The organism is Mycobacterium sp. SP-6446 (genome assembly GCF_001954045.1).
Lineage (GTDB): Bacteria > Actinomycetota > Actinomycetes > Mycobacteriales > Mycobacteriaceae > Mycobacterium.
On record NZ_MBEM01000176.1, the window covers coordinates 1 to 11,796 of the forward strand.

Annotated in this window: 14 protein-coding genes, 2 pseudogenes and 1 riboswitch; of the genes and pseudogenes, 9 read left to right on the plus strand and 7 right to left on the minus strand. The window is 68.2% G+C overall.

The features are described from left to right. A pseudogene (locus A5736_RS27240) lies at positions 1-208 on the plus strand (DUF3071 domain-containing protein); the annotation flags it as partial. Here the strand turns inward: A5736_RS27240 and A5736_RS15760 are convergent. From A5736_RS15760 to A5736_RS15770, 3 genes are read right to left on the minus strand one after another with little or no spacing between them, the layout of a single operon-like run. Beyond that, positions 209-487 (minus strand): DUF2537 domain-containing protein, encoded by a 279-nt coding sequence (locus tag A5736_RS15760; RefSeq protein ID WP_076057895.1) that lies wholly within the window; start codon positions 485-487, stop codon positions 209-211. Continuing rightward, positions 484-1,308 carry an RNA methyltransferase gene (locus A5736_RS15765; RefSeq protein ID WP_076247251.1) on the minus strand — a complete coding sequence of 275 codons (825 nt, stop codon included), beginning with the start codon at positions 1,306-1,308 and terminating at the stop codon, positions 484-486. Before A5736_RS15765 ends, A5736_RS15760 begins: the two co-directional genes overlap by 4 nt. Continuing rightward, entirely contained in the window at positions 1,305-1,736 is a 432-nt protein-coding gene (locus A5736_RS15770; RefSeq protein WP_076122451.1) for a MarR family transcriptional regulator, read from the minus strand. The genes A5736_RS15765 and A5736_RS15770 overlap by 4 nt, the downstream gene beginning before the upstream one ends. 78 nt (positions 1,737-1,814) lie before the next feature. On the opposite strand from A5736_RS15770, the gene A5736_RS15775 reads away from it, so the two are divergent. Next, positions 1,815-2,120 carry a DUF2530 domain-containing protein gene (locus A5736_RS15775; RefSeq protein WP_076122452.1) on the plus strand — a complete coding sequence of 102 codons (306 nt, stop codon included), beginning with the start codon at positions 1,815-1,817 and terminating at the stop codon, positions 2,118-2,120. Positions 2,121-2,129: 9 nt separating this feature from the next. Then, complete coding sequence (locus tag A5736_RS15780; RefSeq protein ID WP_076122453.1) at positions 2,130-2,585, plus strand: SRPBCC family protein; 456 nt, start codon at positions 2,130-2,132, stop codon at positions 2,583-2,585. Here A5736_RS15780 and A5736_RS15785 read toward each other — a convergent pair. Further along, positions 2,582-3,439 (minus strand): DUF3027 domain-containing protein, encoded by an 858-nt coding sequence (locus A5736_RS15785; protein WP_139333345.1) that lies wholly within the window; start codon positions 3,437-3,439, stop codon positions 2,582-2,584. The genes A5736_RS15780 and A5736_RS15785 overlap by 4 nt on opposite strands. Before the next feature lie 117 nt (positions 3,440-3,556). Here A5736_RS15785 and A5736_RS15790 point away from each other — a divergent pair, with 117 nt between their 5' ends. After that, complete coding sequence (locus A5736_RS15790; protein WP_139333347.1) at positions 3,557-5,215, plus strand: MFS transporter; 1,659 nt, start codon at positions 3,557-3,559, stop codon at positions 5,213-5,215. After that, a complete protein-coding gene (locus tag A5736_RS15795) occupies positions 5,212-5,700 on the plus strand; it encodes a DUF2771 domain-containing protein (protein WP_076122456.1) in 489 nt (162 codons plus the stop codon). The genes A5736_RS15790 and A5736_RS15795 overlap by 4 nt, the downstream gene beginning before the upstream one ends. Before the next feature lie 125 nt (positions 5,701-5,825). Here the strand turns inward: A5736_RS15795 and A5736_RS15800 are convergent, their stop codons facing one another. The 3 genes from A5736_RS15800 to A5736_RS15810 all read right to left on the minus strand — a co-directional run bounded on the left by A5736_RS15800 (position 5,826) and on the right by A5736_RS15810 (position 9,292). Further along, a complete protein-coding gene (locus A5736_RS15800) occupies positions 5,826-6,830 on the minus strand; it encodes a glutathione S-transferase family protein (protein WP_076122457.1) in 1,005 nt (334 codons plus the stop codon). 14 nt (positions 6,831-6,844) lie between these two features. After that, positions 6,845-8,800, minus strand: coding sequence for an acyl-CoA dehydrogenase family protein (locus A5736_RS15805; RefSeq protein WP_076247256.1), 1,956 nt, complete (start codon positions 8,798-8,800; stop codon positions 6,845-6,847). Positions 8,801-8,884: 84 nt separating this feature from the next. Continuing rightward, positions 8,885-9,292 (minus strand): cold-shock protein, encoded by a 408-nt coding sequence (locus A5736_RS15810; protein WP_076057904.1) that lies wholly within the window; start codon positions 9,290-9,292, stop codon positions 8,885-8,887. 163 nt (positions 9,293-9,455) lie between these two features. On the opposite strand from A5736_RS15810, the gene A5736_RS15815 reads away from it, so the two are divergent. The 4 genes and pseudogenes from A5736_RS15815 to A5736_RS15830 form a co-directional block, all read left to right on the plus strand. Further along, positions 9,456-9,857 carry a YccF domain-containing protein gene (locus A5736_RS15815; protein WP_076122459.1) on the plus strand — a complete coding sequence of 134 codons (402 nt, stop codon included), beginning with the start codon at positions 9,456-9,458 and terminating at the stop codon, positions 9,855-9,857. After that, positions 9,854-10,933: a GTP 3',8-cyclase MoaA gene (gene moaA / locus A5736_RS15820; protein ID WP_076247257.1), complete on the plus strand. Its 1,080-nt coding sequence runs from the start codon at positions 9,854-9,856 to the stop codon at positions 10,931-10,933. The genes A5736_RS15815 and moaA overlap by 4 nt, the downstream gene beginning before the upstream one ends. Then, positions 10,926-11,204, plus strand: a complete 279-nt coding sequence (locus A5736_RS15825; RefSeq protein ID WP_076122461.1) for a MoaD/ThiS family protein — start codon at positions 10,926-10,928, stop codon at positions 11,202-11,204. The genes moaA and A5736_RS15825 overlap by 8 nt, the downstream gene beginning before the upstream one ends. A gap of 205 nt (positions 11,205-11,409) precedes the next feature. Further along, positions 11,410-11,615, plus strand: a riboswitch (cyclic di-AMP (ydaO/yuaA leader). 12 nt (positions 11,616-11,627) lie between these two features. Beyond that, positions 11,628-11,796: pseudogene (locus A5736_RS15830) on the plus strand (transglycosylase family protein); the annotation flags it as partial.

Genomic DNA, 11,796 nt, shown 5'->3' on the forward strand with positions numbered 1-11,796 from the left:
CCCCCACACCCCCCCCCCCCCCCCCCCCCCCCCCCCCCCCCCCCCCCCCCCCCCCCCCCCCCCCCCCCCCCCCCGCGGGGGCCCCCCCCCCCCCCCCCCCCCCCCCCCCACGCCCCAGGAGCAGCCGGTCCACACGCGACGTGGCAAGCCGGTCATTCCCGCGTGGGAGGACGTGCTGCTCGGGGTGCGCTCCGGCGGGCAGCGCTAACTACGACACCGCCAGCGCGAGCAGCGTCAGCCACGCTCCCGTCACACCGACGCCGGCACCCAACACAAACCACCGCAGCACCGGGGTGCGTCGCCATCCCCACAACGTCGGTGCCAGTCCCCCGGCTGCCACGACGTTGAGCCCGACGGCCAACAGCGGATGTACTCGCACCAGCCCGAGGCTGAGCACGACGATCGCGACCGCCGTGACCGCCGCGACAAACCCGGCCACCGTCAAACCCGTTGCCCACGGCACAGACTGGGAGCGCTGGTCGCTCACGGGCCGAGCCTAACCCGCTCGTAGAACGCCAAAGCCGCCGCGGTCGCGACGTTGAGCGAATCGGTACCCCGCGACATCGGGACGCGTACCCGCACATCGCTCAATCGCAGCGTGGCCGGCGTCAACCCCGGCCCCTCGGCTCCCACCAACACCGCGACACGTTCATCGCGCGCCGCGGCCATCGCCTCGGCCAGCGCGCAGGCCTGGCCGTGCGGAGTCATCGCCAGCAGACGAAATCCCTTGTCCCTCAGCGTCATCAGGTCACCGGGCCAGTTGGTTGCCCGCGCGTACGGCACCAACAGCGCGTGACCCATGGACACCCGAACCGCGCGCCGATACAGCGGATCGGCGCAGCCGCTGCCGAAGACCACCGCGTCCACTCCCAGCCCCGCCGCGTTACGAAAGATCGAGCCCAGATTCTCGTGGTCGTTGACGCCTTCGAGCACCGCGACCGTGCGGGCGCCGTCGACGACCTGCGGGACGCTGGGCTCGGGCACTCTCCTCGCGGCCGCCAGGACGCCCCGATTGAGGTGAAAGCCGACCACGCGCGCCATGACTTCGGCGGAGGTTCGGTAGAACGGCGCGGCGCAGTCGGCGAGGTCGGCTTTGAGCTCGGCCAGCCGGCGGTCGGTGCCGAGCAGGGCGTGCGGGCTGAACCGCGACACCAGCATGCGCTGCACGACCAGGACGCCTTCGGCGATCACCAACGCTTTTCCGGTGGGCAGATCGGGACGGCGGTCGACGCTGTTCAGGTCGCGGAAATCGTCGAGACGCGGATCGTCGGGATCATCGACGTCCTGGACGTTCGGGCCGTCGGTCACGGGCTTTCGTCGACCAGGGCCAACATCAGATCGGCGGCCTCGCGCAAGGTGGCGCGCTTGTCGCCGTCGAGCGTCGCCAGCCGCTCGGCCAGCCACTCCTGGCGGGCTCGCCGGGCCGCCTTGACCAACTCGGCGCCGGACTCGGACACCGACACCAGCACCTGCCGGCCGTCGACGGGATGCGGGGCGCGGTCAACGAAGCCCTCGTCGGCCAGTGAGGCGATCACCCGGGTCATCGACGGCGGCCGGACCCGTTCCCGAATCGCCAGCGCGCCTGGTGTCATCGGGCCCTCGTTGGCCAGCGTCGCGAGCGCCGAAAGCTGCGACAGCGACACCGGCGACGACGGATTTCGGAAGCGTAGTTGGCGGGCCAGCCGCATGACGGCCAGCGACAAGTCACTGGCCAGCCGCGCATCGCTGTCAGGCATGGCGCGAGGTTACATCGGAAGCCCTTAACTAGGAACACGAACGCGCCCCACGCCGGAGCGCAGGCTATGTTGAGCGTGATGTCTGTAGCACCCGGCGAAAGCGCGCCCGGCGAGACCGGAGCTGGCGAAAGCCCGGAGGCGCCGGCCCTGCCGCCGATGCTGCTCCAGGTCTGGCCCGTCGTGGTCGTGGGCTTCCTGGGCTGGCTCGTCGCCGCGGCGGCCGCGTTCGTCGTACCGGCGCTCGAGGGTTGGCGACCGGTGACGCTCGCAGGGCTGGGCACGGGGTTGCTCGGTAGCAGCATCGTCGTGTTGCAGGTCGCCGCCGCACGGCGCGGCGACCGTGGCGCGCAAACCGGACTCGAAAACTATCTCGACCCCAAATAGGGAGGTGCAATGGTAGCCCCGCTACTGCAAGCGCAGGTCGACATCGACGCGCCGGCTTCGAAGGTCTGGGCGTTGATCTCCGACTTTCGGCGGATGCCCGAGTGGAGCCCGCAGTGTCGGTGGATGAAGCCCTTCGGCCCGCTGCGCCCCGGCACCCGCACGCTCAACCTCAACCGCCGCAAACGCTTGTTCTGGACCACCACATGCACAGTCGTCGAAGTCGTTCCGGAGAAGAAGTTGGCGTTCCGGGTCAACACCAATCGCACGATCTGGAGCTACGAGCTCGAGCCGAGCGGCGATGGCACCCGGGTGATTGAGAGCCGGCACGCCGAAAACGGCGTCAGCGCGTTCTCGAACGTCTCGGTGAAAACCCTCTTCGGCGGAACGTCGAACTTCGAACGCGAATTGGTCGAGGGCATGAACGCCTCGCTCGCGAACATCAAAGCCGCCGCCGAGAAAAGCTAGTCCGACGGCTCCGGGGTCGGCTCCTCCGACGATTCCGGCTGGGGCTCTTCCATCGGTTCCGGCGCCGGCTGCTCCGCGGGCTTGTCCATAACATCGAGCACGCCGTCGTCGTACGGCTCATACATCGGCGAGCCGGTGCCCGCGGCGGCGGGCGTATCGGAATGCGCGCCGCAGCCGTACTGCTTGTCGACGATGTGCCCATCGGCGGACAGCTCGTTGCCGCACACCCCGAACATCGCGCCGAGCGACCCCGCCAGCGGCAGGAAGAAACCACAGTCGCGGCACACGCGTTTGGTGGATCGCGCCATCGGTGAATCGGGACCGTAGTCCCCGGTGTGCCACCGTTCGGCGGCCTCGGCGCGGCCCCATGCGCTCATCACCCAGCGGCGGCCAAGCCCCACTTCGGCGGCGGTCTCGTCGACCTGCGGGTCGCCGCTGGCGGCGTAGCCGGGCACCAGCCGCGGGTCGTCTGCGGCCGGCGCCAGCAGGTCCCCGGGGCTCAAATCCCCTGGCCGCACCCGCTGGTCCCACGGCACCCATTCGGGCGCCAGCAGCGCCGTCGGCCCGGGCACCAGCACGACTTCGCTGATCGTCGCGTGATCGGCACCCGGATAGGCCGCGACGACGGCGGCCCACTGCCATCCCTGGTAGCCGGGCAGATGGGCCAGGAACCGGTGCGTGGCGGCGCTGGGATCTTCGTAGCTGACGCCCAGGTAATCCCCGACGGCCTCGGCGCCAGCGAACTCGACGACGGCCGCCCGGGCCGCGTCGACCGCACCCGTGAGCACCGCCGCCAACCCTGCCGGCCACTCGGCCTCGGTTGCTACGGCGGATTCCCCGATGGATCCGGTCACGCTGTCCCCTCTCTGCACTGCGCCTCCAATACTAGGTTGGCGAGCCACACCCGGTTGCCTGGCGGGATAGGACAGAATTGATTTGTGTCTGGGCGGCGGCGTGACGATCCCGGCCGGGTGGCCTCCCACCCGGGCCGCCGGACGCGCAACGAACCGGGCAACCAGCACCCCGGCATGGCCAATTACCCCGCCGACGACCACGACTACCGGCGGGCTCGCCGTTCGGTGCCCACGCCCAGCGCAAACCGCTATCTCCCACCGCTGGGCCAGCAGCCCGAACCGGACCGCCCGCCCACGCCCCCGCGTGGGCCCGCCTCCGGCGAACGGATCACCGTCACCCGCGCGGCGGCGCAACGAAGCCGTGAGATGGGCTCCCGCATGTACTGGATGGTCCAGCGGGCGGCCACCGCCGACGGCGCCGACAAGTCCGGCCTCACGGCGCTGACGTGGCCCGTGGTGGCGAACTTCGCGGTCGACTCCGCGATGGCCGTCGCACTGGCCAACACGCTGTTCTTTGCGGCGGCCACCGGGGAGAGTAAGTCGAAAGTTGCGCTCTACCTGTTGATCACGATCGCGCCGTTCGCGGTCATCGCTCCACTGATCGGCCCGGCGCTGGACCGCTTGCAGCACGGCCGCCGCGTCGCGCTGGCACTGTCGTTCGCTCTCCGCACGGCGTTGGCGGTGGTGCTGATCGTGAACTACGACGGCGCCACCGGCAGCTTCCCGTCGATGGTGCTCTATCCCTGCGCGCTGGCCATGATGGTCTTCTCGAAATCGTTCAGTGTGCTGCGCAGCGCCGTGACGCCCAGGGTGATGCCGCCGAGCATCGACCTGGTGCGGGTCAACTCTCGGCTCACCGTCTTCGGGCTACTGGGCGGCACCATCGCCGGCGGCGCCATCGCGGGCGGCGTCGAGTTCGTCTGCACCCACCTGTTCAAGCTGCCCGGGGCGTTGTTCGTGGTCGTCGCGGTCACGGTCGCCGGCGCCTTGCTGTCGATGCGGATTCCGCGCTGGGTCGAGGTGACCGCGGGCGAGGTCCCGGCCACCCTGAGCTATCGCAAGGACAGCAACCCGCTCCGGCGAAGCTGGCCCGAAGAGGTCAAGAAGGTCGGCGGGACGCTGCGACAACCGTTGGGCCGCAACATCATCACCTCGCTGTGGGGGAATTGCACCATCAAGGTGATGGTCGGCTTCTTGTTCCTGTATCCGGCGTTCGTCGCCAAGTCGCACCAAGCCGACGGCTGGGCCCAGCTCGCCATGCTGGGGATGATCGGGGCCGCAGCCGCGATCGGCAACTTCGCCGGCAACTTCACCAGCGCACGGCTGAAATTGGGCAGGCCGGCCGTGCTGGTGGTGCGCTGCACGGTGGCGGTGTGCGCGGTCGCCCTGGCCGCAGCCGTGGCAGGCAACCTGCTGGTGGCCGTGATAGCCACCCTGGTCACCTCCGGTTCCAGCGCGATCGCGAAGGCGTCCCTGGACGCGTCGTTGCAACACGACCTGCCCGAGGAGTCGCGGGCATCGGGGTTCGGACGGTCCGAGTCGACGCTGCAGCTGGCCTGGGTGCTCGGCGGTGCGCTCGGCGTCATGGTCTACACCGAATTGTGGGTCGGCTTCACCGCGGTCAGCGCCCTGCTCATTCTGGGGCTGGCGCAGACCGTCGTCAGTTTCCGCGGCAACTCGTTGATTCCCGGCCTCGGGGGTAACCGGCCGGTCATGGTCGAGCAGGAGACCTCGCATCGCGGCCATGGCCGGCGCCCCGCGGCGGTGCCGGAGTGAAACGCGGTGTGGCCGTGCTGCTTACGGCCGTGGTGGCATTGCTGGCCGTGGGGGCCGGGGTGGGAACCTGGCTACTCGTCCGCCGGCCCGGCCCGCAGCGACCCGAGATCAGCGTGTATTCGCATGGGCATCTGACCCGGGTGGGGCCGTACCTGTACTGCAACGTACTCAACCTCGATGACTGTCAGACACCGCAGGCGCAGGGCGAATTGAAGGTCACCGACCGCTATCCAGTGCAGCTCTCGGTGCCCGAGGCCATTTCGCGGGCACCCTGGCGACTGCTGCAGGTATACGAGGATCCCGCCAACACCGCCACCACCATGTTTCGCCCGGGGACCCGGCTCGCGGTCACCATTCCAACGGTCGACCCGCATCGCGGGCGATTGACCGGGATCGTGGTGCAGTTGCTGACGCTGGTGGTCGATCCCTCCGGCGAGCTACGCGATGCCCCGCACGCGGAATGGTCAGTGCGCCTGGTTTCTTAGCGCGTTAGCGCGTTGAGTGTGCGCTCAGGGCGGCATCCAGCGGCGTGTCGCTGCCGTGGGCGCACACTCGATTCGATTTCGCCCTACAAGTCGACATTCGGCGGAAAAAGCAGTCCCGAAAGGCGTTACGCGCCGTGACCGGCTGGAACCCGCTCGGCCTCGAGCGGCGCCCCGGGAGGTGTCCCGTCTCCGAAAGGCCTGCCTCCCAACGCTTCCCGGCCGTGTGGACTCAGCCAGCTAGCCAGGTCCGGCCCCTTGGGCACGATCCTGGTGGGATTGATGTCGGCGTGCACGATGTAGTAGTGCTGCTTGATTTGGACGAAGTCGATGGTGTCGCCGAAACCGGGCGTCTGGAACAGGTCGCGCGCGTATGCCCACAACACCGGCATCTCGGACAGTTTGCTTCGATTGCATTTGAAATGCCCGTGGTAGACGGGATCGAAGCGGGCCAGCGTGGTGAACAGCCGCACGTCCGCCTCGGTTATGGTGTCGCCCACCAGGTATCGCTGCGCGCTCAGGCGATCGCTCACCCAATCCAATGCGGTGAACAGCCGGTCGTAGGCGGCGTCGTAGGCCTGCTGCGACCCGGCGAAGCCGCAGCGGTAGACGCCGTTGTTGATCTCGGTGTAGACCCTCTTACTCACCTCGTCGATCTCGGCCCGCAGCGGCTCGGGGTATAGCTGCGGCGCGCCCTCGCGGTGGTAGGCGGTCCATTCCGTGGAGAAGTCCAGCGTCATCTGCGCGAAATCGTTGGTGACCACCGCGCCGGTCGGAACGTCGACGATCGCCGGGACGGTGATGCCCTTGGGATAGTCGGGGAACCGCTTGAAGTAGGCGTCCTGTAGCCGCGGGATCTTCAGCACCGGGTCGACGCCGCCCGGGTCGAGGTCGAAAGTCCAACTGCGCTCGTCGTGGGTTGGCCCGCAAAAGCCAATGGAGAGAACGTCTTCCAGGCCCAACAGCCGCCGCACAATGATCGTGCGGTTCGCCCACGGGCAGGCGCGGGCAACCACCAGCCGATACCGCCCCGGCTCGACGGGATAGCCGTCGCGCCCGTCGGCGGTGATGCGGGTGGTGATGTAGTTGGTGTCGCGGGTGAATTCACCCGACCCGGCAACGTAGGTGGCCATGACGACTGCGCCTCCTAGAGATTCGCCTCCGTCGGCGCGGCGGACACCGTCAGAAACCGCCGAGCCAGGTTGGTCTCGGTCGATTCGCCCGGTTCCCAGTGTGCGATCCACGGCCCGGTGCCCTCCGACTGGTCGACGATCCCCTCTTCGAGCCAGGTGTAGCGGCCCTCCATGACGTCGTGTGTCAGCTGGACGTCGGCGCTGTCGGTGTTGCTCCACAGCTCGTGGAACAGCGCCTCGACGCGCAGGGTCGCCTGCTGGCAGAACGTCGCGGCCAGCTCGTAGGCTTGCTTGCCGACGTTCGGGTCGGCGACCCGCTGGCCTTCGGCGCGCACGCACACCGCGGACATCGCGAACAGCTCGGCACCGATATCGACGATGCGGCCGAGGAATCCCTGCCGTTGCTCCAGCTTGGCCTGCCACCGTGCCATCCCGTAGAAGGTGTTGCGGGCCAGCTTGCGGGTGGAGCGTTCTACGAACCGCAGGTGTGACGCCAGCGGCCCGAACTCGCTGTAGGCCTTCGGTCGCTGCCCTTCGCCAAAGACCAGCTGCGGCAACCACTTTGCGTAGAACCCGCTCGCGCCGACCGCCGCGGCGGCCTTCTGCTTAAGACCGGCGTCGGCCTTGGCGAGGTCGCCGGCGGCGCTCAAATGGGCATCGACCGCTTCGCGGGCGATGAGCAGCCTCATGATCTCGCTGGATCCTTCGAAGATGCGATTGATCCGCAGGTCCCGCGCCACCTGCTCGACGGGCACCGCGCGCTCGCCGCGCGCGGCCAGCGACTCCGCGGTCTCATAGCCCCGCCCACCCCGGATCTGCAAAACCTCGTCAACAATCAAGCAGGCCATCTCGCTGGCCCACAATTTGGCCAACGCCGCCTCGATGCGGATGTCGTTGCGGCCCTCGTCGGCCATCTGCGAAGACAACTCGAGCACCGCGTCAAGCGCGTAGCACGTCGCGGCGACGAACGAGATCTTGCTGGCCACCGCTTCGTGTTTGGCCAGCGGCTTGCCCCACTGCACACGCTCCCCGGACCATTCGCGCGCGATCTTCAGCGCCCACTTGGCCGACCCCGTCGCGCTCGCGGGCAGCGACAGCCGTCCGGCGTTGAGTGTGGTCAGCGCGATCTTGAGCCCGTCGCCTTCGCGGCCGATCAAATTTTCGCTGGGCACCCGAACACGGTGCAGCCGGGTCACACCGTTCTCGATGCCGCGCAGCCCCATGAACTTGTTGCGCCGCTCCACGGTGATCCCGGGCGCATCGGCCTCGACCACGAAGGCGCTGATTCCGCCGCGGTGGCCGTCGCTCTTAGGCACCCGGGCCATGACCACCAGCAGTTCGGCGACGACTCCGTTGGTGGTCCACAACTTCACGCCCTCGAGTTCGTACGCCTTGCCGTCTTCAATCGGGGTGGCCGTCGACGCCAGGCGCGCCGGGTCCGAGCCCACATCGGGTTCGGTAAGGAGAAATGCCGAGATGGCCCCAGCGGCGCACCGCGGCAAGAACTTCCGCTTCTGCTCGTCGGTCCCGGCGAGTTTGAGCGGCTCGGGTACCCCGATCGACTGATGGGCCGACAACAGCGCGCCAAGACTGGGATGGACGCTCGAAATCATCATCAGCGCGCGGTTGTAGGCGACTTGCGACATGCCCAGGCCGCCGTATTCGGCCGGTATTTTCATTCCGAAGCAGCCCAATTCGGCCAGGCCCTTCACGTATTCATCGGGAATCTGCGCGTCGCGCTCGACGACGCTGCCGTCGACGGTGTCCAGAAACTGCCGCAGCTTGTCGAGAAACGCGCGGATGCGCTCCTCGTCGGCGTCGGACGGCTTGGGAAATGGGTGGATGAGCTCCAACGGAAAACGCCCGAGGAACAACTCTTTGGCGAACGACGGTTTATCCCAACCACTTTCGCGGGATTCCTCGGCGAGAGCTCTCGCCTGCTCCTCGGTGACTTGCGCCTGCTGTGCCATCGCAGCCTCCTCGCTCAATTGTCGCGAGTTGAATACCCACTCTGGGACATTACTCACGAAGGAAGCCGGCGCACAGCGTCGGATTTAGGCGTCGAGCTCCCGCGCGACCGCCTTGACCACCTCGGAAACCCGGCGCGCCGTCTTGCGGTCCGGGTAGCGCCCCTTGCGCAACTCCGGCTGCACGGTGCTCTCCAGCAGCGTGATCATGTCCTCGACCATGCCGTGCAGCTCGTCGGGGCTGTGCTTGTGCTCGGCGGGTCCCTCGCGGCGCGGCCTGGACAGGCTGGGCGGCGGATCGATCAGCTTGAGGCTCAACGCTTGCGGTCCACGCCGGCCCGACGCCACGCCGAACTCCACCCGCTGCCCGGCTTTGAGGCCCTCGACACCCGCGGGCAACGCCGACGAGCGGACATAGACGTCCTCGCCGTCCTCCTGCGACAGGAAGCCAAACCCCTTGTCGGCGTCGTACCACTTCACCTTGCCGGTCGGCACTCGTCTCACCTGCTTGTCTAACGGATAACTAGGAATGGACAACACAAGAAGCGCCCCGCCTGTGCAGGACGCGATGCGGATTCAGATCCTACTCGGATGGCTGCCCGCCCAGCACCCCCGTTTAGGGGTTACTCGGTAGGCTGGGAGGACCGCTGGAGGAGATATGCGCCTGATCCTGAACATTATCTGGCTTGTATTCGGCGGCCTCTGGATGGCCGCCGGATACTTGCTGGCGGCGCTGATCAGTTTTCTGCTCATCATCACCATCCCCTTCGGCTTCGCCTCGCTGCGGATCGCGTCCTACGCGTTGTGGCCATTCGGCCGGACGATCGTCGAAAAGCCGACCGCCGGCACGGGCGCCCTGATCGGAAACGTCATCTGGATATTGCTGTTCGGATTGTGGCTTGCGATCGGTCATCTGGTGAGCGCGGTGGCCATGGCGATCACCGTCATCGGCCTTCCGCTGGCGCTGGCCAACCTCAAATTGATCCCGGTGTCGCTGATGCCGCTGGGCAAGGAAATCGTTCCGGTCGACGCGCCGGCCGTAGGACGGGTGGCCGCATGACCCTGACCGCTCTCGGTCTCCCGACCGTGCCCGGCACCAATGCGAGCCGGACGCACGGCGACGCGCCAACCGATGGCCCGTTGCTGGACACGTACGGCAGGGCCGCCACCGACCTGCGGGTGTCGCTGACCGATCGCTGCAACCTGCGCTGCAGCTATTGCATGCCCGCCGAAGGGCTCGACTGGCTGCCCGGGGAGCAACTGCTGCGGGCCGACGAGCTGACCAGGCTGATGCGCATCGCGGTGACCCGGCTCGGCATCACCAGCGTGCGGTTCACCGGCGGTGAGCCGCTGCTGGCCCGCCATCTCGAAGAGGTCGTCGCCGCCGCGGCCGGCCTGCGGCCCCGACCGGAGATCTCGCTGACCACCAACGGTGTCGGACTGGCGCGCCGCGCCGCAGCGCTCGCCGAGGCGGGACTGGACCGGGTCAACATTTCCCTGGACACCGTGCACCGGGCCCGCTTCGCGGCCATCACCCGCCGGGACCGGCTCGGTGACGTGCTGGACGGCTTGGACGCTGCGAAGGCGGCGGGTCTCGCGCCGGTGAAGGTGAACGCCGTGCTCGATCCCGCCACCGGGCGCGAGGACGTCGTTGAGCTGTTGCGGTTCTGCCTCGAGCACGGCTACCAACTGCGGGTCATCGAGCAGATGCCGCTGGACGCCGGACACCAGTGGCGCCGGGATGCCGCACTGACGGCCGACGACGTGCTGGCGACGCTGCGCCCGCACTTTCGGCTGCGGCCCGATCCCGCGCCGCGTGGGTCGGCGCCGGCCGAACTCTGGCTGGTCGACACGGGCCCGAACACGCCGGCCGGAAAGTTCGGCGTCATCGCCTCGGTGTCGCATGCCTTCTGCTCGACGTGCGATCGCACCCGGCTGACGGCCGACGGTCAGATTCGCAGCTGCCTGTTCGCGGCCGAGGAGACCGACCTCCGCGGCCTGTTGCGTGGCGGCGCGCCCGACGACGCGATCGAGGCGGCCTGGCGTACTGCGATGTGGGGCAAGCCCGCCGGCCACGGCATCAACGACCCCAACTTCATCCAGCCCGACCGGCCGATGAGTTCGATCGGTGGCTGAACTTCCCGTCGAACCGGACGGAATTCGGGTCACGGTTCGCTACTTCGCCGCGGCGCGCGCCGCCGCCGGAGCCGAATCGGAGTCGGTGATCCTGCGGCCGGGCACCACTGTGGCCGAATTGGTTGAACGACTGGCGGTCCCGGGTACTCGTCTGGCCACGGTGCTGAGCCGATGCTCGTATTTGTGCGACGGAATCGCCGTTCGCGACGAAACCAAGGCGTTGCGATCGGGTGACACTGTCGACGTGCTGCCTCCGTTCGCCGGCGGCTGACGGTGTGAAACGCGTCACATAACGGATTGATAACGGCGCGGACACGCTCCGATCTCGGGCGCTCTGACCTGCGCGATCGTGCGGCGGTCCTGGCGGTTTTCCTGATGACCGTGAGCGAAACGCCGGGTGTCGCCCAACGTGACGAGACCAACAGAACCCGCTAGCGTCTCCGGAGGCTCGCCAAGTTACCGGTGGCGTTCCTCCCCTCCCTATCGCGCCGAGCTCCATCCAATAGGGCGGGGAATCCGTACCTGGATGGAGGCGGGGGACCCACCGGTCCACCGTGATCGGACTGGAGTCGCATGCGGCTCCTTGGGGTGAAGCCAGTGTCGTCGGCAGGACGACGCCGGCCGGGTAGCCTCTCCAACCCGAACCCGACAGCTGACCTCGCAGGCGCGAACGAGAGAGGAAATTTCGGCGCGCATGAGTGGACGGCACCGTAAGCCCACTAGTTCCAACATCAGCGTCGCCAAGATCGCCTTTACCGGGGCGGTACTTGGTGGCGGCAGCATCGCCCTGGCCGGTCAGGCCGCAGCGGCCACCGATGGCGAATGGGATCAAGTAGCCCGTTGCGAGTCGGGTGGCAACTGGG